Annotated in this window: 18 protein-coding genes and 2 pseudogenes; 6 read left to right on the top strand and 14 right to left on the bottom strand. The window is 64.7% G+C overall.

Translation table 11 applies throughout. The annotated features are described in order from the left end of the window. Window positions 1-410: pseudogene (locus A2J02_RS20485) on the bottom strand (arabinosyltransferase); the annotation flags it as partial. Window positions 411-529: 119 nt separating this feature from the next. Between A2J02_RS20485 and A2J02_RS20480 the strand changes: the two are divergent. Beyond that, on the top strand, window positions 530-1,666 hold the full coding sequence (locus A2J02_RS20480) for a hypothetical protein (RefSeq protein ID WP_179276563.1): 1,137 nt from the start codon (window positions 530-532) through the stop codon (window positions 1,664-1,666). 22 nt (window positions 1,667-1,688) lie between these two features. Here A2J02_RS20480 and ilvA read toward each other — a convergent pair whose 3' ends face one another. Further along, complete coding sequence (gene ilvA, locus A2J02_RS20475; RefSeq protein WP_218829037.1) at window positions 1,689-2,852, bottom strand: threonine ammonia-lyase; 1,164 nt, start codon at window positions 2,850-2,852, stop codon at window positions 1,689-1,691. A 186-nt stretch (window positions 2,853-3,038) separates the two neighbouring features. Between ilvA and A2J02_RS20470 the strand changes: the two genes are divergently transcribed. The 5 genes from A2J02_RS20470 (at window position 3,039) to A2J02_RS20450 (ending at window position 6,899) form a co-directional block, all read left to right on the top strand. Continuing rightward, window positions 3,039-3,977 carry a DUF6286 domain-containing Asp23/Gls24 family envelope stress response protein gene (locus tag A2J02_RS20470; RefSeq protein ID WP_068052795.1) on the top strand — a complete coding sequence of 313 codons (939 nt, stop codon included), beginning with the start codon at window positions 3,039-3,041 and terminating at the stop codon, window positions 3,975-3,977. Continuing rightward, window positions 3,977-4,528 (top strand): hypothetical protein, encoded by a 552-nt coding sequence (locus A2J02_RS20465; RefSeq protein WP_068052792.1) that lies wholly within the window; start codon window positions 3,977-3,979, stop codon window positions 4,526-4,528. Before A2J02_RS20470 ends, A2J02_RS20465 begins: the two co-directional genes overlap by 1 nt. 132 nt (window positions 4,529-4,660) lie before the next feature. Further along, on the top strand, window positions 4,661-5,662 hold the full coding sequence (locus A2J02_RS20460; protein WP_068052789.1) for a GAF domain-containing protein: 1,002 nt from the start codon (window positions 4,661-4,663) through the stop codon (window positions 5,660-5,662). 295 nt (window positions 5,663-5,957) lie between these two features. Then, window positions 5,958-6,476, top strand: a complete 519-nt coding sequence (locus tag A2J02_RS20455; RefSeq protein WP_068052785.1) for a hypothetical protein — start codon at window positions 5,958-5,960, stop codon at window positions 6,474-6,476. Between the two features lie 33 nt (window positions 6,477-6,509). After that, on the top strand, window positions 6,510-6,899 hold the full coding sequence (locus A2J02_RS20450; protein WP_068052781.1) for a hypothetical protein: 390 nt from the start codon (window positions 6,510-6,512) through the stop codon (window positions 6,897-6,899). A 65-nt stretch (window positions 6,900-6,964) separates the two neighbouring features. Here the strand turns inward: A2J02_RS20450 and A2J02_RS20445 are convergent, their stop codons facing one another. The 12 genes and pseudogenes from A2J02_RS20445 to A2J02_RS28400 form a co-directional block, all read right to left on the bottom strand. Then, window positions 6,965-9,490, bottom strand: a complete 2,526-nt coding sequence (locus A2J02_RS20445; RefSeq protein ID WP_068052779.1) for a polynucleotide kinase-phosphatase — start codon at window positions 9,488-9,490, stop codon at window positions 6,965-6,967. Next, window positions 9,487-10,782, bottom strand: a complete 1,296-nt coding sequence (locus tag A2J02_RS20440; RefSeq protein ID WP_256989409.1) for a 3' terminal RNA ribose 2'-O-methyltransferase Hen1 — start codon at window positions 10,780-10,782, stop codon at window positions 9,487-9,489. The genes A2J02_RS20445 and A2J02_RS20440 overlap by 4 nt, the downstream gene beginning before the upstream one ends. A gap of 238 nt (window positions 10,783-11,020) precedes the next feature. After that, window positions 11,021-12,211 carry an elongation factor Tu gene (tuf, locus tag A2J02_RS20435; protein ID WP_068052772.1) on the bottom strand — a complete coding sequence of 397 codons (1,191 nt, stop codon included), beginning with the start codon at window positions 12,209-12,211 and terminating at the stop codon, window positions 11,021-11,023. Between the two features lie 104 nt (window positions 12,212-12,315). Then, window positions 12,316-14,418: an elongation factor G gene (gene fusA / locus A2J02_RS20430; protein WP_032380505.1), complete on the bottom strand. Its 2,103-nt coding sequence runs from the start codon at window positions 14,416-14,418 to the stop codon at window positions 12,316-12,318. 95 nt (window positions 14,419-14,513) lie between these two features. Further along, a complete protein-coding gene (gene rpsG, locus A2J02_RS20425; RefSeq protein ID WP_003941856.1) occupies window positions 14,514-14,984 on the bottom strand; it encodes a 30S ribosomal protein S7 in 471 nt (156 codons plus the stop codon). A gap of 1 nt (window position 14,985) precedes the next feature. Beyond that, a complete protein-coding gene (rpsL, locus tag A2J02_RS20420) occupies window positions 14,986-15,360 on the bottom strand; it encodes a 30S ribosomal protein S12 (RefSeq protein WP_008714048.1) in 375 nt (124 codons plus the stop codon). A gap of 295 nt (window positions 15,361-15,655) precedes the next feature. Continuing rightward, entirely contained in the window at window positions 15,656-16,183 is a 528-nt protein-coding gene (locus A2J02_RS20415; RefSeq protein ID WP_068052770.1) for a DUF3558 domain-containing protein, read from the bottom strand. Beyond that, a complete protein-coding gene (locus A2J02_RS20410; RefSeq protein ID WP_373454795.1) occupies window positions 16,180-16,680 on the bottom strand; it encodes a DUF3558 domain-containing protein in 501 nt (166 codons plus the stop codon). Before A2J02_RS20410 ends, A2J02_RS20415 begins: the two co-directional genes overlap by 4 nt. A 21-nt stretch (window positions 16,681-16,701) precedes the next feature. Continuing rightward, window positions 16,702-17,229: a hypothetical protein gene (locus A2J02_RS20405; RefSeq protein WP_068052765.1), complete on the bottom strand. Its 528-nt coding sequence runs from the start codon at window positions 17,227-17,229 to the stop codon at window positions 16,702-16,704. A 42-nt stretch (window positions 17,230-17,271) separates the two neighbouring features. Next, on the bottom strand, window positions 17,272-18,678 hold the full coding sequence (locus A2J02_RS20400) for a guanine deaminase (RefSeq protein ID WP_068052808.1): 1,407 nt from the start codon (window positions 18,676-18,678) through the stop codon (window positions 17,272-17,274). Window positions 18,679-18,739: 61 nt separating this feature from the next. After that, the gene (locus tag A2J02_RS20395) at window positions 18,740-19,363 is read right to left on the bottom strand and encodes a TetR/AcrR family transcriptional regulator (RefSeq protein WP_068052805.1); all 624 of its coding nucleotides are present in this window, start codon (window positions 19,361-19,363) and stop codon (window positions 18,740-18,742) included. A 45-nt stretch (window positions 19,364-19,408) separates the two neighbouring features. Beyond that, a pseudogene (locus A2J02_RS28400) lies at window positions 19,409-19,661 on the bottom strand (enoyl-CoA hydratase family protein); the annotation flags it as partial.

The following is a 19,661-nucleotide window of genomic DNA, read 5'->3' as shown; positions in this document are numbered from 1 at the left end:
GTCGCCGTGCCGTTCGAGGTGATCGTCAATGCGCAGTCGCCAGCAGTCGAAGAGTTCAGCTCCGCGATCGGCTCCTCGAGGAGGACGGAATCACGCAACGTCACTTTCAGTTGCGATGCCTCACCACCCGTGACCTCGGCGACGAGACCGTAGCGATAGGCGTCGGGCGATCCCTCGGGCGAGGTGGACAGCAACAGCCCGCCGTCGGGCAACAGATTCGCGGCAGCACACGGGACCGTCGCGTCGACGCTGATCGGGGTGTATCCGACGAGTGGAGCCTCGACACTGGCGATCGTGTTCGACTGCGGCCACGTCAGGGAGGACTGCTGCTGCTCGATCGGCAACAGCGGTATCGCGATCGTCAGCAGAATTCCCAGGACTGCGGAGACGATCGCGACGAGCCGAGCCATGCAAATATCTCCCACCGATGTCCTGGTCCAAGTCGCTGATCAAGGTACCAGTCGGGCCCGAGCGGGCCCGACGATACGAATCCGGCCCGGACAACCTTCGCTGTGGCACACTCAGCCCGATGATCAGCCCGATGACGGTGCATGTCGACGACACCGGTGCTGATTCCATTGCCGCGCGAATAACGACACCATCGGGTGTCGAAGTGCGAGTGAGAACCGAGTCGAATTACTCGCTGGACCATTCCTCCACTCCCTGGCTTCCTCCGCTCCTGACCGCCGGTATGCGCAAAGGGTGGGATTTATCTTTCGACGGCCCCGTGGATTCGACCGCACTTCGAGGTGCGTCCGAGGCTCAGAAGATCTTCCTGGACTGGTATCCCAAGCGTTTTCGAGAGGTATCGATGGCGGCGGAACCCGGCGGCGTCGCCACCGGCGCGACGGGAGTGGGTTGCTTCTTCAGCGGGGGCGTCGACAGCTTCTACTCGGCAATCATGGAATCCGACCGCATCACCCACCTGATCTTCGTGCACGGTTTCGATATCGGTATCGGCGACGAAAGTTTGGCGGCCAGAGCCTTGGCCGGAGCCCGAGAGTCGGCGGCGGAATTGGGAAAGCCGTTGATCGAGGTGAAGACCACGATCAGGTCGGCCTTCGCCGACCGACTGCCTCTCGATTGGGGATACGACTTCCACGGTGCCGCGTTGGCGCACGTCGGCCTGGCGTTGTCGCAGTACCTGAGCACCGTCATCATCCCGTCCTCGAACTGCCGCGAGGAACTCGCACCGTGGGGCTCTCATCCCGACCTCGACCCGTTGTGGTCGAGTAGCTCGGTCGCCTTCGAGCATCATGAACTCGATCTGCACCGTCTGGGCAAAATTCGTCGAATCGGCGAGAACCGGACCGCGATGAACCATTTGCGGGTCTGCTGGGAGAACCTCGACGGGAAATTCAATTGCGGCCGGTGTGCCAAATGCGTTCGCACACAGATCGGGCTGGCGGCCGCGGGTGCACGGTGCACGACTTTCCCCGAAACCATGGATGTGCGCGCTGTGGCTCGAATGCACATGAGAAGCCGCGATCGCGGCTACCTGAGAACCTCACTCGCGGCGATGCACGATGCCGGTGTCACCGACACAGAACTGCAGCGGGCCGTGAACACAGCAATACGCCGAAGTCATTGGACCCCGGCGCTTTTCCACGTGCGTCGTGCAGGTTCGTATATCGGCCAGGTGATCCGTCGAAGTCTGCGGCGTTGAATCGGTTGTGTCGACCAGCAGGTCAGTTCTCCACGTGCACGGCGTATCCGGCCGCACCGAGGGCATCGAGCACCGAGCCGCGGTGGTCCGGTCCGCGGGTCTCGACGGTCAACATCACGTCGACCTCTTCGAGCCCCAGGCGTCCGCCCGTACGGGAGTGGACGACGTCGACAACGCTGGCACCGGCGTCACGCACCACGCCGAGCACCCCGGTGAGTCCGCCCGGCTTGTCCGAAATGGTCACGCGTACAGCGAGATAGCGTCCACCCGCTCGGAGACCATGAGTGATGACGTGGGTGAGCAGCAGCGGATCGATGTTTCCGCCGGAGAGGACGGCGCACACCGAACCGGTCAATCCGAGCTCGTCCGCGGAATGCGTCATCAGCGCTGCCACCGCTGCCGCCCCGGCCGGTTCCACGATCAGTTTCGCGCGTTCGATGCACAGCACCAACGCCCGCGACAGCGCATCCTCGCTGACGGTCACCACGTCGTCGACCCATCCCTGCACGTGATCGAACGGCACCGATCCGGGCAGGCCGATCGCGATGCCGTCGGCCATCGTCGACATCGACGTCAACGCGATCGGATGCCCCGCCTTCAGCGATGCAGGCCACGCGGCAGCACCCTCGGCCTGCACGCCGACGATCCTGATACCGGGCTTGGTCAGCTTGACCGCCGCGGCGACACCGGCCAACAGTCCCCCGCCGCCGGTGGGGATCACGATGGTGCCGACGTCCGGCATCTGCTGCAGCAGTTCGGTACCCAACGTCGCCTGCCCCGCGACGATGTCGAGGTGGTCGAACGGATGAATGAGAGTGGCACCGGTGCGTTCGGCGAATTCCCTCGCCGACTTCAGCGCCTCGTCCACCGTGTTACCAACCAGATGAACAGTCGCGCCGTAGGCCTTGGTGGCGACGAGCTTCGGTAGCGACACGCCTACCGGCATGAACACCGTCGAGTCGATCCCCACCTGCGAGGCGGCCCACGCGACACCCTGAGCGTGGTTGCCCGCGCTGGCCGCGACGACACCGCGGGCACGCTGCTCGGCGTCGAGCCGGGCGATGCGGTTGTACGCCCCGCGCGGCTTGAACGATCCGGTGCGCTGCAGGTTCTCGCACTTGAGCCGCACCTCGTGGCCGGTCAGGTCCGACAGAATTCGCGAGGCCACCACGGGGGTCCGGCGCATGACCGGCTCCAGCAGCTCCTCGGCCGACGCGATATCCGACGCGGTCACCCGCACAATTTCCGACACGATCGCAGTATGCCAGGAACAATTACTCTCGTGACGTCATCCGCCACCGGTCGTCACTACAGTTGTGGAGCGCGTGCCGCACCACGGCGAGCCGCGACGGGCGCAAAGGATTCTCTGAACATGACGCAGGCTGGATCCGACGAGGTCGACGACGGCCGCGAGATGCGTGGCAGCGTCGAGATCAAGGATCGGGCCATGTCGCGGACCGCCATCGCGGCGGCATCGAAGGATCCTCGGGTCACGCGCACCACCGGCGGCTTCTCGCGACTGACCGGGCGAGAACTCCCCCGCGCCGACGTCACCCTCGGCGAGGACACGATTGCCGTCAACCTCTACATCGGGGTGACCTGGCCGTCGCAGATCACCGAGGTGACCGAATCCGTGCACGCCACCGTCGAGGCCGCGTTGGCGACGATGACGGGCCTGCACGTGCATCGAGTGAACGTCCTGGTATCGGACACCACACTGGACACCGGCCCCTCGCCCACCTCGAATACCGAAGCATCGCAGCCCATCTCACCTCGACCACCCACTGCCGGCCCGGCCGCGATGCCGGTGGCACTGCTGTTCGGGTTCGCCCTCCTCGGTGTGGCCTTTGTCGCCGGCCGGGAATTCCTGATCGCACACGGCAACCTCGGTGGTAGCCCGTGGATCGCCGACGCGGTGTCCTGGATCTCCCGATTGCACTGGCAGAGTTGGATGATCGCCGCCGCGATCGGAGCCGCCGTCGTCGGGTTGTTCGTCGTGTTCATCGGGGTCAAGCCCCGAACGAAGACGCATTCCGGCCTGGGCGAGTCGGCGTCGACCGTGTGGGCCACGCCGACCGACATCGCTCGATTGTGCAGTGCTGCAGCACAGTCGACCCGCGGAGTCGTGGACGCGCACACCGTCGTCACCCGGAAGAAGATCGAAGTTCGGGTAGAGCGTGACGCTGCGTACGATGCCGACCGTATCGACGTCGGCGTGCGCGAGGCACTCGCTCCTGTGCTGTCCGTTGCTGCGGGCGAGCGCCGGCTGACGGTGAAGCAGTCGGTGGCAGCACCGACGAGGGTGTCGTGATGAAGACCTTCGTTGCCGGGGTCGACCGACTCCTCGCCATCGCGGCGGGGGCCGGGTTGATCGCGGGAGGTGGCTTCGCGCTGGCCTGGCATTGCGACGTCCCCTGGGCACGAGAGATGCTCTCTCGCTTCGATCGTGCGCGAATCGCCGCCCTACCGGAACAGGGCTGGTGGGTGCCGACCCTGGCCGTGGTCGGCTGCATCGCCGTTGTCCTGGCACTGCTTCTGTTGATCGGCAACTTCTCTCCGCGCACGACCGGAACGGCAAGCGTCATCGAGAAGCCCCATTTCTCGGCGCACGTGGACCTGAGCGCCATCGCGTCGGGCGTCGCCGCGGAGCTGGCCGAGTTCCCCGGTGTTCGACGCGCCCGCGGTACGGCGATCGACGATCGGGGAATGCCCACCATCACCGTATCGGTCCATGCTGCAGCCGATTTCGATGTCGTGGCCTTCACCGCCCGAGCCGAAGCCCGTGCCGCCTTCGTGGCCGAATCACTCGCCGGTGCACACGTCGCCACTCGCATTCAACTGCACGTCGACAAGCGACGGTAGCGCGGCCGCGCAGCGTTGCGACAGGCCCGGCCACCTGTCCCTTCTGTCGGATTCACCGGTACGGTGTCGATACACGACCCGAAGCAGGGAAGATCCGCGGAGCTCGACTCGAGTGGAAGGGAGTCCGCCTCGATGGGGCGTAGGAACGGCGACTGGCTGTTGATTCTTCTCGAACCGGATTCGGTGGCGTGCGTGGTGGCGGTAGGGACGACGCAGAAGAGCAAGGTTCCCATGGCGGCGTTCCTGAGGAGGTCGTCCGACTCGACTCACGCACGTGATGCGGTTGCTCGGTGTGCAGAATCGGGAAGGGACGTGGACATCGAATGCGAGCCGGGCAGGTACGTCTCGGCTCGTCCGATTCTCGGGGACGACGGTACGGTCCAGGCGGTGTGGGCCAGACTGCATCCGGGCACGTGCGACTCTCCGCCGTCGAATGCTTGGGCCTTTCGCTGGAATCTGACTCGCGGCACTGCCCACTCCAAGGACTCCCCGGCGCTGAATTCCGATGTGGCGCACTTGTCGGTAGCAGAAGCGATGGCAACGTTGGATTTCGGATTGCGAGCCACCGACGTCCTCGCGATGCTGGTATCCAGCACAGTCGGCGACACCGTGGATCTCGACGCAACCCAGCGTTGGACCACGGACGAGCTACATCGAATTCGCGTGCTGGCGCACACCACCGTCGAAGGCGAAGCTCGTCACCTGCGCGGCATCGCAATCGACCGCGGTCCGTTCGTCATGAGCCACCCATCCCCTACCGGAGTCCAGGAGACGATGAGCGGGCTCGTAGCGGGCGCCTCGGTCATCGCACGACGCCACACCGCAATAGTCGATCTGTGCACCCTGGAGACCTTGTACTGGCACGGCCCGCCGCCACCGTCCATCGCATGGAATCTCGACCCGACCGACCCGCGACCGCGAGTGCACCCGGACGACGACGGAGCAGTCGACGCACTCGCGAAATCAGTGTCCCGGGCCGGCGGCGCAGGAGACGAACCAAGCATCACCGTCAGATTCAGAGACCGAAACGGCGGCTACACCACCCACTCGGTGACCGCGTGCGCTCTGCCGATTCTCCCTGACGCCGAAGAACCTCGGCTCGCGCTGGTGACGGTGACCGAGGCCTGTATCTGATCGCGCGCAGCGCTGGCGCTTCGGCACCGACGGGTTTAAAGTTCGGTGTGTTACGCAAAGACTCGGTCAACGAGGCGTAACCCGCGACCTACCTTGTGTCTCTCGGGATGGTCCGCACAACTACAGATCGCCGGACGAGCGTGCGCTCTCGTTCCAGGCCGATCCCATCGAGTACGCAACCGGCCCATATCCGTTGTGGCCCCATATCCGTTGTGACACTGCACCCGGCTCGGTCCGAACGACAGCCACCATCACGTCGCCGAATCGCCCCCCCTACTCACGAACGGGAGACATCATGAACCGCATTTCTGCTCGGACTCGCACCGCATCCATCGCCCTGATCGCCGGCTCGATGATCGCCGTGACGTCGATGAGCGGAGCCGCTGTTGCTCTTGCTCAACCCGCGCCACCCGCGGTGTCCGCCACCGTCGAGGAATTCGTCCCCGTGAGCGCAGAAGAAGTTGCCTCGCTCAATGCTTCGCTGGCAGAACAGGGCCGCAATCCACTCCCCGCCGGCACAGCCGGCTTTCAGATCAGCGATGACGCGACTGTGACGATCGTCGACGAGACCGGCAACGTCCTCGATCGACAGCCGACTCCCACGGGACCTCAGGCCCGTGGAGTCACCGATGAAATAAAGCGAGTAGTCGGTGCCTGCCTCGGAATCGACTTCTTCGGCGCAGTCGGTGCTTGGGAAGCGATCGAAAGCCAGGTGAACTCGTGGGACAAGGCTGCCAAGTTCGTCCTGAGGCGAGTCGGCCTGATCGCGGCATTGTCCTGCGGCGGCGGAATATTCGCGGAGTACCTACTCTGACATGCCCTTCTCCCCAGGAAAGGAACGATTGCCATGACAGCTCCCACCCGAAACAAGTTCGAGCGATGGTCCGGCGGGATGCCCCTCGCCGCCCCGGTGGCATTCGGATCCGTGCTGTTGATCGCCAGTGTCTCGTCGAAGCTCGGTGGCAGCTCCCTCTTCTTCTTCGCCCCTCTGGCCCTCGTCACCTCGGGAACGATGGTGTGGCTCGGAGCCCGACGTGATCCGACGCGAGACCACCTCGCTCACGTCACCGTGGGGTCGGGACTGCTGGTGGGATGCGGCGTCGTCGTCGCCGTGTGTGGTCTCGCAGGCGGACTGATGCTGGACTCACCGACGTTCTGGGCGTCCATAGCCGTCGTTGCAGCAATTGCGGCACCGATCAGCGCAGGCATCAGTCCCTTCTCGTCGCCGAGGGGCTAGTGCCTGCGGCAGTGGTGCGGTTATGTGCCCCAGCCGGCACATAACCGCACCACTGCCCATGGCACTTACAACCGCGGGTCGACCGGCTCGGATTCCAGTGCCAGGACGGCGAACACGGCCTGGTGGATGGAATAGAGCGGCTCACCGCGCACCGAGCGATCCAGCGCTTCCATTCCCAGCGCATATTCGCGGAGGGCCATCGACTGCTTGTGTCCCACGTTTCGGTTGCGCAGGGCAGTCAGTCGATCCGGGTCGGTGTAGTCGGCACCGTAGATCAGCCGCAGATACTCGCGGCCACGAACCTTCATGCCGGGCTGCATCTTTCCGCGAGGAGCGTTCGCTGACGGTTTGACGACCATGCCCTCGCCGCCCTGCGCCGTCAACTCCTCCCACCACTTCTCCCCTGCCGCAACCGAATCCGGCATGGACAGATCGACCTCGATTCGACGGGTGGTGGCGAACATATCGGGAGCTGCTGCCACCAATCGGTCGGCAACATCGAGGTGCCAGGCGTGCGGACGATCGGCATACGTCCCGACGTTCGACGCCAGCACCTGAAACGGCGCAATCCGAACCCCGTCCAGTCCGTCCGTCGGCCAGATGTACCGCCGATACGCACCGGTGAACTCGCCCAGGTTGACCTGCCGAACGGTGTTCCGTTCCAGCAACTCCTGCACATCCAGACCACGCGAACCGGCCGATGCCAGCACCGCCGCCTCGGCCACGAGATTCGCCCGAGACACCGCAGCGACCGCGGCGTACTCGGTTTTGATCAGGCCCTCCGCTTTGGCGGACCACGGCATCAGTTCGCAGTCGAGAATCAGCCAGCTCGAATCCAATTCGTCCCACACACCGGCCTTCTCGATCGCGTCGGACACCCCGGAGATCAGCTCGCCGGTCAGTGACTCGTCGAACACCGGACGACCCGTCCGCGTGTACGCGGTGCCGAGCGATCCCTGCGGCGCATCGAACTTCTCCCGAGCGGTGTCGGCATCTCGACACACCACCACGACCACCCGCGAGCCCATGTGCTTCTCCTCGCAGATCACCGTCGACGCACCGAGCGCGCGATACGCGTCGAATGCCTGCGTCGGATATTCGAGATAGCCCTCGCGCTCGGATGTTCCACTCGGTGCCATCGTCGGCGGCAGATAGTGCAGCCACTGCGGAGCGAGGGCGAACCGACTCATCACTTCCAGTGCGCCCGCGGCATTCTCCGGCCGAACCGATACCCGCCCACGCAGCGACGTCTCGACGCCCGTCGGGCCGATCACGTCGGACAGATCGAGCGATGCCGCATCCCGCGTGAACGCGCCCATCGGGCGGGCAGGCTCGTACCAGACCTTCTCGGCCGGAACCGACACCACCTCGCGCTCCGGGTAACGCAGCGCCGTGAGCTTCCCGCCGAAGACGCATCCCGTATCGAGACACGCAGTGTTGTTCTCCCACTCCACTTCCGGCACCGGAGTGTGCCCGTAGAGCACCGTCGCCGAGCCCCGATAGTCCTGCGCCCACGGGTACCGCACCGGCAGGCCGAATTCGTCGGTCTCGCCGGTGGTGTCGCCGTACAGAGCAAAACTTCGAACCCTGCCCGACGCCCGGTTGTGGTACTTCTCGATCAAGCCCGCGTGCGCAACGACGAGCTTGCCGCCGTCGAGCACGAGGTGCGCGACGAGGCCGTCGCAGAACTCGAGCACCTCCCTGCGAAACTCTGCCGACTCGGCGTCGAGCTGTTCGAGGGTCTCGGCGAGACCGTGCGAGGCAGTGACCTTCCGGCCGCGGAGTGCCTTGACGAGCTTGATCTCGTGGTTACCCGGAACTGCCAATGCTGCTCCGGTACCGACCATTCCCATCACCAGTCGCAGGACTCCCACCGAGTCCGGTCCGCGATCGACGTAATCGCCGACGAACACGGCAGTCCGACCGGGCGGTGGCGTCGCACCGACCGCGCGGCCGGCGTCGTCCCGCTCGATCGTGTAACCCAGCACGCCGAGCAGGCTTTCGAGTTCGGCAAGGCAGCCGTGGATGTCGCCGATGACATCGAACGGTCCGGTCAGCTCACGTCGATCGCTGCGTAGCGGGGTGCGAACGAACGCCGCCGACGCCACCGCTTCGACACCGTCGAGTACGTGGACCGTGCGAAAGCCTTCCTTGGACAGTCCCCGAAGCGAGCGTTGCAACTGGGACTGCTGGCGGCGCAGCACATCTCGACCGAACATCCTGTCGGTGCGCTCGGCGTTGCGCTGTGCACACACCGATTCGGGCACATCGAGCACGACGGCGACCGGTAGCACGTCGTGTTCGCGGGCCAACGCGATCAACGTCTTTCGCGCCGCGGGTTGCACGTTCGTGGCGTCCACGACGGTGAGCAGACCGGCCCGGAGCCTGGTTGCCACGAGGAATTCCAGCAGCGCGAATGCGTCCTTGGTCGCGCTCTGCAGGTTGGGGTCGTTGCTCACCATGCCCCGGCAGGCATCACTGGACACCGTCTCGTACGGACCGAAGTGCTGCGCGGCGAAGGACGACTTGCCGGACCCGCTGATGCCGACGAGTACGACGAGGGATCGATCCGGAATGTCGAAGGTACTCATCGGGTCTGCTCCTCTCGGGTGAAGACGGCCATCTGTGTCGGGGTGCCGTACATATCGTCGACGGGGCCGATTCCCTCGATGCGTACGTCGTAGGCGTGTTCACGTGCTACCGACGAACCCCAGTGCTCGAACTGCGCTCGGGTGAATTCGAATCGGTGATCGACGTGACGGAAGGTTCCCGGTTCGAGGCCGGGATACAGCACGTTGTACTCGGAGTTGGGTGTGGTGACGAGAACCGTTCGTGGACGCGCCTGAAGAAATACCGAACGCACCAACGCCGGAAGCCGATCGAGATCGACGTGTTCGATGACCTCCATGAGCACCATCGCGTCGAATCCGTGCAGCCGAACGTCGCGGTACGTGGCCGACGACTGCACCAGTTCGATCCGAGCGCGCTGCCGGTCGGACATGTCGTCCAGACGCAGCCTGCGCTGAGCCTTGGCGAGTGCACGATCACTCACGTCGGCACCGAGAATGCGATCGAAACTGTTGTCCGCGAGCAGCTCTCGCAGCAGACGACCCTCACCGCAACCGAGGTCGATCACCGACTTCGCGCCTGCACCCGTCAGTGCCGCCAACACGGCACGCACCCGATGCTCGGCCAGCGTCGGATCTCGCGGGGCTGCGTCGCCCTGCGGAGCGTCGGGCACGAGTCGGTCGAGCGCCGAGGCCACCAGTTCGCGACGGTGCGCCAGGTAGCGCGAGGCGATGAGCGAAGACTCCGGGTGATCCCCCAGCCAATCCCCTGCTGCTCGAACGAGTTTGTCGGCCTCGTCCTCGCCCACCCAGTAGTGCTTCCCGTCGTCGAGGACCGGAAGCAGGACGTACAGGTGCCGCAGGGCAGACGACAGCGTGAATGTTCCGGTCAAGACCAGATCGACGTACTCGGAGTTACCCCAGTGCGGCTGAGTCGGATCGAGCGGGATGGGCGTCGCGTCCACTTTCCAACCGAGGGGACCGAACATCCGTGACGCCAGGTCGGTCGCACCACGAGACGGCGCGGCAGGCATCGAGATCGTCAGATCGATTGCAGCAGAGACCAATTCAGGCCTTCCGGTACACACGCCGGCCAGCGTTTGCTTGAACAGTCGCGACAATGCCACCGCGAGCCCGGACGCTGCGCCGTCATTCACCAGAACTGCGACGGTGGTGCGCTCGGCCGAGACTTCCGGATACAGCACAGTGGTGGTGCCCATGGGCAGGTTCCAGCTCTGCACACGATCGGGGTGCTTGTGCAGCAAATACCCGATGTCGGAGGAGTCCGGGAAATCGGTTGTGGCATTTGCAGTCACGGTCAGTAGCACCGCAGCGACGTTACGGGACAGCCGCGCCCGATGCGTCCAATTTTTCGGGCGCCCGCCTGCCCCGGTCCGGGATGAATGTCCCCTTGTTGCAGTCAGAGTGACTGAAAGCCACATTGATCCCAACTGGGAGGGGGATGTGGACGGTCACGGGAGGGGTGCACGCACGCAAAAGCGGCACCCACCCTTTCGGGTGAGTGCCGCTTCAGGTACAGCTGGTGAAACTAGATCACTTGACGATCTTCGTGACGCGACCGGCTCCGACGGTACGACCGCCCTCACGGATTGCGAAACGGAGGCCGACATCCATGGCGACCGGCTGGATCAGCGTGACGGACATCTCGGTGTTGTCACCGGGCATGACCATCTCGGTGCCCTCGGGAAGGGTCACGACGCCCGTAACGTCCGTGGTACGGAAGTAGAACTGCGGGCGGTAGTTGTTGAAGAACGGCGTGTGGCGGCCGCCCTCGTCCTTCGAGAGGATGTAGGCGTTGCCCTCGAACTCCGTGTGGGGAGTCGTGGTGCCGGGCTTGATGATGACCTGTCCACGCTCGACGTCTTCGCGCTTGATGCCACGAACGAGGAGGCCGACGTTGTCGCCTGCCTGACCCGAGTCGAGCAGCTTGCGGAACATTTCGATTCCGGTGACGGTGGTCTTGGTCGAGCCGGGGCGGATGCCGACGATCTCGACCTCTTCGTTGACGTTGACCGAGCCGCGCTCGATACGTCCGGTGACCACGGTGCCACGACCGGTGATGGTGAAGACGTCCTCGACGGGCATGAGGAACGGCTTGTCGGTCTCACGGACGGGGTCCGGAACCGAATCGTCGACGGCCTGCATGAGCTCCATGACCGACTCGCCCCACTTCTCGTCACCCTCGAGTGCCTTGAGTGCGGAGACCTTGATGACCGGTGCGTCCTCGTCGAACTCCTGCGAAGCGAGGAGCTCGCGGACCTCCATCTCGACGAGCTCGATGATCTCGTCGTCGTCGACCATGTCGGCCTTGTTCAGTGCGACCAGGATGTACGGAACACCGACCTGGCGGGCGAGCAGCACGTGCTCGCGGGTCTGCGGCATCGGGCCGTCGGTTGCTGCAACGACCAGGATTGCGCCGTCCATCTGTGCCGCGCCGGTGATCATGTTCTTGATGTAGTCGGCGTGACCCGGTGCATCGACGTGCGCGTAGTGGCGCTTCTCGGTCTGGTACTCGACGTGGGAGATGTTGATCGTGATACCACGAGCCTTCTCCTCCGGAGCCTTGTCGATCTGATCGAAAGCCGAGGCCTCGTTCAGGTCCGGGAACTTGTCGTGCAGAACCTTGGTGATTGCAGCCGTCAGCGTCGTCTTACCGTGGTCAACGTGACCGATGGTGCCGATGTTGACGTGCGGCTTCGTCCGATCGAACTTCGCCTTCGCCACTGTGTGTCCTCCTGGACTGATCTGTGCGGGCCCCGACGGGGCCGGCACGCGTATGTGTTCTTACTTATTACAGGTCGAGCGTGGTCCAGCAAACGAAGAGAGAATTACTCTCCGTTGACCTTCGCGATGATTTCCTTCGCTACGTTCGCGGGAACTTCTGCGTACGAATCGAAGACCATGGAGTAGTTAGCGCGGCCCTGTGTCTTCGACCGAAGGTCTCCGATGTAGCCGAACATCTCCGACAGCGGAACCAGTGCCTTGACGATACGGGCACCGCTGCGTTCCTCCATGGCCTGGATCTGACCACGGCGGGAGTTCAGGTCGCCGATGACCTCACCCATGTAATCCTCGGGCGTGATGACCTCGACGGCCATGACGGGTTCGAGAATGACGGGGCTGGCCTTGCGGGCGGCTTCCTTGAACGCTTGTGAGCCGGCGACCTTGAAGGCCATTTCCGACGAGTCGACGTCGTGGTACGCACCGTCGAGCAGTGTGACCTTGACGTTGACCAGGGGGTATCCGGCGAGAACACCGTACTGCATGGCGTCCTGCGCACCGGCGTCGACCGAGGGGATGTACTCCCTGGGCACACGACCACCGGAGACCTTGTTCTCGAATTCGTAGGTCGCACCGTCTTCGCCCTCGAAAGGCTCGAGCTTGATGATGACCTTCGCGAACTGGCCGGAGCCACCGGTCTGCTTCTTGTGGGTGTAGTCGTGCTTCTCGACCGTCTTGCGGATGGTCTCGCGGTACGCGACCTGCGGCTTGCCGACGTTGGCCTCGACCTTGAACTCGCGACGCATACGGTCGACGAGGATGTCGAGGTGCAGCTCGCCCATGCCGCCGATGACGGTCTGGCCGGTGTCCTCGTCCAGCTTCACCGAGAAGGTGGGATCCTCTTCGGCGAGCTTCTGGATTGCTGTTCCCAGCTTCTCCTGGTCGGACTTGGTCTTCGGCTCGATCGAGACCTGGATGACCGGGTCCGGGAAGCTCATGGACTCGAGGATGATCTGGTTCTGCGGATCGCAGAGCGTGTCACCCGTCGTGGTGTCCTTGAGGCCGATGACCGCGTAGATGTGACCGGCAGATGCGGTCGCGATCGCGTTCTCCTTGTTGGAGTGCATCTGGAACAGCTTGCCCAGACGCTCCTTCTTGCCCTTGGTCGAGTTGATGACCTGAGCGCCGGAGTCGACCTTGCCCGAGTACACCCGGACGTAGGTCAGCTTGCCGAAGAAGGGGTGAGTGGCGATCTTGAACGCGAGAGCCGCGAACGGCTCGTCTGCGGACGGCTTGCGAGTGATCTCCTTCTCCTCGTCGCCGACGGCGTGTCCGATGGTCTCGGCAACGTCGAGGGGAGACGGGAGGTAGTCGATGACCGCGTCGAGCATGGGCTGGACGCCCTTGTTCTTGAACGCGGATCCACACAGGATCGGGTACAGCTCGCTGTTGACCGTCATCTTGCGGATGGCGCCCTTGATCTCGTCGATCGTGAGCTCTTCGCCGCCGAAGTGCTTCTCCAGAAGCGCTTCGTCGGACTCGGCCACGGTCTCGAGCAGCATGGTGCGGTACTCGTCCGCGCGCTCCTTGAGGTTTTCCGGGATCTCCTGGATCTCGTACTTCTCGCCGAGCTTGGTCTCGCCACTCCACACGAGAGCCTTCATCTGCACGAGGTCGATGACGCCCTCGAAATCGTTCTCTGCGCCGATGGGCAGCTGGATGACCAGCGGCTTGGCACCGAGACGATCGATGATGGTCTGCACGGTGTAGTAGAAGTCCGCGCCGAGTTTGTCCATCTTGTTGACGAAGCAGATGCGCGGCACGTCGTACTTGTCGGCCTGACGCCAGACCTGCTCGGACTGTGGCTCGACACCTTCTTTGCCGTCGAACACTGCGACAGCGCCGTCGAGGACGCGGAGCGAGCGCTCCACCTCGACGGTGAAGTCGACGTGACCGGGGGTGTCGATGATGTTGATCTGGTTGTCGTTCCAGAAGCACGTCGTGGCAGCAGAGGTGATCGTGATGCCACGCTCCTGCTCCTGCTCCATCCAGTCCATGGTGGCTGCGCCATCGTGAACCTCACCGATCTTGTAGGAGATACCGGTGTAGAAGAGGATGCGTTCGGTAGTGGTGGTCTTGCCGGCATCGATGTGGGCCATGATGCCGATGTTGCGGACCTTGTTGAGGTCGGTCAGCACGTCCTGTGCCACGAGTTAACCCGCCTTGGTGTTGGAAGAGGTATTGCCTGAGCTGATCAACGCTCCGGCGGTATCGGATAGTTCCGAATACCGCCCGAGCGAGGAGATCACCAGCGGTAGTGGGCGAACGCCTTGTTGGCTTCGGCCATCTTGTGAGTGTCTTCGCGACGCTTCACAGCGGCACCGAGGCCGTTGCTGGCGTCGAGCAACTCGTTTGCCAGCCGCTCGACCATGGTCTTCTCACGACGAGCGCGCGAGAACGTGACCAGCCAGCGCAGTGCCAGCGTGGTGGAGCGGCCGGGACGAACCTCGACGGGCACCTGGTAGGTGGCGCCACCGACGCGACGGCTGCGAACCTCGAGGGCCGGCTTGACGTTGTCGAGTGCACGCTTGAGCGTGACGACGGGGTCGGTGCCGGTCTTCTCGCGAGCCTGCTCGAGCGCCTGGTAGACGATGCGCTCGGCGGTCGACTTCTTGCCGTCGAGGAGAATCTTGTTGACGAGCTGCGTGACCAACGGCGATCCGTAGACCGGGTCGTTGATCAGCGGCCGCTTGGGTGCTGGGCCCTTGCGTGGCATATCAGCTCTTCTCCTTCTTGGCTCCGTAGCGGCTACGAGCCTGCTTGCGGTTCTTGACACCCTGGGTGTCGAGCGAGCCGCGGATGATCTTGTAACGCACACCCGGGAGGTCCTTCACACGACCACCGCGAACGAGCACCATCGAGTGCTCCTGCAGGTTGTGACCCTCACCGGGGATGTATGCGGTGACCTCGACCGAGGAGGTCAGGCGAACACGCGCGACCTTACGGAGAGCGGAGTTCGGCTTCTTGGGGGTGGTGGTGTACACGCGAGTGCACACGCCACGGCGCTGTGGACTGCCCTTGAGGGCAGCGGTCTTCAGTTTCGCGACCTTGTCGGTGCGTCCCTTACGGACCAGCTGGTTGATCGTTGGCATGAACCGGCTTTCTTCGTGTCGATAAACAGGGATCTAGCAGTTGGAGCAAGAGAACACTGCTCCTCACCCGGTACTGCTGCTGCTCCAGTACTGCTACCGCGGGTCTCTTGCACCCCGCGGTCGGGTGTGTCGCATACCCCCACACGTCCAGCCGGTTGCGCGCTCTTTCAAGCGAACGTGCGCACGGCTGTACCTCGCATAGGCACACAAACGGTCCGGCCAGGCCGGACACGACCCATAACGATACCCGGCGGCGCGGCCTCGGGTCAAAACACCCTTCGCCCTGATACGCAACCTATCTGCTCAGGTTGAGTGTGAGGTCGGCCAGCTTCGCCGCGGCCTGGCACGGATCGGGATGAGCGGCACCGGGCTGGTACTGCACCCACCACCCGAAGATGCCGTCCCGATCCGCCCCGGCCGAGACTCCGCACGAATCGGGATCGTTCGGACGCTGAGCCTGGATTGCCTTGCGGCCCTGCACCGTTGTGTCGGTGACGGTGTACATCATCTTTTCCTCGGCGGCCCGCTCGGCGGCCAGAGTGCCGGATTCGAACCAGTTGAACGTCACCTTCACCGTGCCCGCGGAGCCGACGAGATCCCACCGACAGATGGCCCCGAAGAAGCCGCGTTCGATGGCGTCGGCTCCGGTGGTCTCGGCGATCTGGTCGTCGGAGACGGCATCGCACTCGGTCAACAATTCGGTGAATTCTTGGCCACCGGAGCCTGCGAAGCTCGCCGGTCTCGCAGTTCCCTGGACGGTCTGGGCGCACCCGGCGACGAGCAACAGGGTCGACGCCGCCGCGACCACTCGTTTGCGCGTCATTGCTTGCGCTCCACGGTCAGAGTCGCGAGTTCGTTTCCGACGTCGCACGGCGGGCGCGCGGCAGGTCCGAGGGAGTACGTGATCGACCAGTGAAAGAAGTCGTCGCCGAACTGCACGCCTATTTCGCACAGGGTGTCCTGCTCGGCCTCGAACCCCGGGTTGCCGTCGATCTCGATGTCTTTCGCCGGACGGCCGATCAGCTCGGAACCGGCGCGTTCGCGTCCGATAGGGCTGCCGCGGTACCAGGAGAAGCTGACTCCCGGTCCGCCGAACCCCGTGGTCTCCCACTGGCATCCGACGGAATTGCGGGTGATCTGCGCGAACGGGCCCGCTCCGAACGCGGACTGCACCTCGGCGTCGGTGATCGATCCGCATTCACCGAAGAAGGGACCCGGCTCGTACACCGTGGTCGTCGGAGCAGTCTCTTGCGTCGATGCAGCGTCGTCCTCCGCACCGCCGCACCCGGCGATCAGCACGGCTGTTGCCGTCACGACCATCGCGAACCGTCTCGTCATCTGCTACGGGGCCGAGAATCCGCCGACGCCGGGAATGTCGAACACGATTCCGGAGGCAAGGACGTGCGCGGTGAACAGGACCGGCCCGCTGCCGGTATCGGCGACGACCGGCCCCGCGGGCTCGAACACGCCGTTTCCCTGCCGGCAGATCGGTGCGTTGACCGACCCGGTGCGTCCGTTGGCGATGTTGACGAAGTCGACCTGCAGGCTGGCGAAGTTCTGGTACGACGTGCAGATCCGCGGATCGGCGGCACGGCCCCAGATGTGGGTCAGTCCCGGAGTCTCGGTACCGGCGACCTCGATCGTGCCGATCCACTGATCCGGAACGATGAGTCCGCCGACGGTGACTCCGAGGTTGGGAATCTGCAGAACGGGGACGGGAACCGGTCCGGGCGGGGGTGCAGGTGCGGTCTCGGCGGGTGCAGGCGGCGCATCGGCAGGCGGTTGCGCCTGTGCGACCGGCGCGAGGGCCATGGTGCCCACAGCCGCGAACGCGGCTGCGAGGAGACCGAATCGAGTCCGACGAGCCATACCTGGGTGTCTCCTGGTCCTTTGGAAGCGAGTCGCCATACGTTACCGCGAAGCGGCGAGCTTCCGGCCCTGGACGTAGACGCCGACGATCGCGGGCTCGCGCATCGACATCAGCAGCGCGAACAGGGTCTGGTCTCGGGCGAGCTCGGCATCGTCGGCGCGGACGCCGTGGTCGATCGCCGCCGCGAGCTGGGGCCATGCGGACGGATCGACCACGACGAAATCGGCTTCCTTGCCCGCGTCGAAGTTGCCGATTCGGCTCTCCATGTCCAGCGCTCGTGCCCCGGCGAGGGTTCCGGTGAACAGCAATTCGGCGGGATGCAGGGACAGTCCGGCGTCACCGGCCTCGGAGATGTGCACCTTGAACGCGTCGGCGAGGACCTGCGGCAACAGCCACTCGTCACCGCCGCCGAAGTCCGATCCGATGGCGATGTTCACCCCCGCGGCGACGGTTCGCTTCCACGGCATCGTGCCCGAGCCCAGGAACTGCTGCGAGGTGGGACAGTGCGCGATGGACGTGCCGGTCTCTGCCATTCGCGCGAGTTCGACGTCCTGACAGTGCACCGCGTGGGCCAGGACGGTGCGCGGGCCCAGAAAGCTCTTCCCACCGACCTGCGAGCCCGGCAGAAACTTGCCGTCGTAGGTGTCGAGGTACGTCTCCACCCCGTAGGCGTTCTTGGTGGCGTCGATCTCGCCGGTCCCCGGCCGGTTGTTCTCGTTCAGGTGTGTGTGGAAGTAGACGCCTCGGGCGCGCACGGAATCGTAGAGCTCGCCGAGGTTCTTCAGCGTCTGCGTCGTCACCGAGAGCGAGAACCGCGGTACGACGGCCACGTGCAGCATCGCCGTGTCGACATCGCCGGTGTCGGCGGCGTGCCACTTCTCGATCTCCTCGGACACCAGTCGGATGGCCTCGTCCTCACCGGTGATCAATGCCTGCGCCGACGCCGGGCCGGTGGTCTGGACCCCTCGGCCGCTGACGATGCGTAGCCCGTGCTCGAGTGTTTCGGCGAACAGCGAATCCTGCGCATGCGGGAACGCCGATCCGAACACCATTGCCTGCGTGGTTCCGGCCCGGATCCGCGCGGCGCAGAAGTCTCTGGCCGCAGCGGCAGCGAACTCGGGATCGGCGAAGCGGGACTCGGACGGAAAGATGCACGTGTTCAGCCACTCGAGCAGTTGCCCGCCGCCGTAGGAATCTCCGGCGTAGGTCTGCGGGAAGTGAATGTGGGTGTCGACGAATCCCGGCAGCAGGAACGCGGGCCGATGGTCGGCAACCGTATGCTGCGCGAATTCGGTTGGGAGCGAATCGAACTCACCACAGAACTCGATCTTGCCGTCGTCGCCGACCACGAGGGCACCGTCGGGAATCGACACCAGCGCGGCGGCGGCGTCGAGCACCGTGGGCGAGCCGGCGACGTGAAAGATCTGGCCGCGGTGCACGCGTGCGATTTCGGAAGTCACCCGCCAGAGTCAGGCACACGTCGATCGGAACTGCAGATCGTGCGGCTCTCTACTGCGCTACCGCTCCCGCGGCGGACAGCCGCGCGTTCAACGACGCATCCAACACCTCTGCCCACGAGCGCACGACCTCGGCACGTCGTCGTGCGTCGTCGGTCAGAACATCGGCCAGACCCAGACCGCGGGCGAGGTCGAGGGTTGCCTGAACGAGACGGTGGGTGACGGGATCGTTGTCGTCGACCCCGAGGTTCTCGACGGCCATCTTGTGGGCCCGACGACCGAACCGTTCTTCGAGAGGAACGATCCGATCGCGCAACTCGGGGTCGGCCGAGGCCGCGGTCCAGACCTGCAGTGCCGCTTTGAACATCGGCCCGGTGTAGTACTCGACGAGCCGCTCCACCACCAGTGTCGTCCGGCCGGGGCCCGCCGGAATCTCCTGGGCCTCGCGGCGAGCGCTGTCCATCCGGGTGTCGAACATGTACTCGAGCGCTCCGGTGATCAGGTCCTCACGCGTCGGGAAATGATGCTGGGTCGCGCCGCGGGAGACGCCTGCACGTACGGCGAACACCCCGACCGTCGTTGCCACCCAGCCCTGCTCGGCGAGCGAATCGATCGTCGCCTCGAGCAGTCGCTGACGCGTCACCCGGCTGCGGTCCTGCTTGGGTTCGCGCGCCATCACCATCGCCATACTCCCTACTACCGACCCGACTTCTCGGCCGCTCTACTTCTCGGCCGCCCAGGACGGGGGCCTCTTCTCCAGAAAGGACATCATCCCCTCTCGGGCCTCGTCGGATGCAAACAACCTGGCCGATTGCTCGGCGACGGCCGTCCCACGCTCGTCCATCTCGCGCCTGATCGCGGCCGTGGTGAGGCGCTTCGACTCGGCCAGGCCCTGCGGCGAACACTTCCTGAACACGATCATGTAGTCGGCCACCACGGCTGCGGGGACGGCGTCGGCCACGGTGACCAGACCG

Origin of the sequence: Rhodococcus sp. EPR-147 (assembly GCF_001647185.1) — a bacterium.
Taxonomy (GTDB): domain Bacteria; phylum Actinomycetota; class Actinomycetes; order Mycobacteriales; family Mycobacteriaceae; genus Rhodococcoides.
This window is presented reverse-complemented; position numbering and strand designations above follow the sequence as displayed.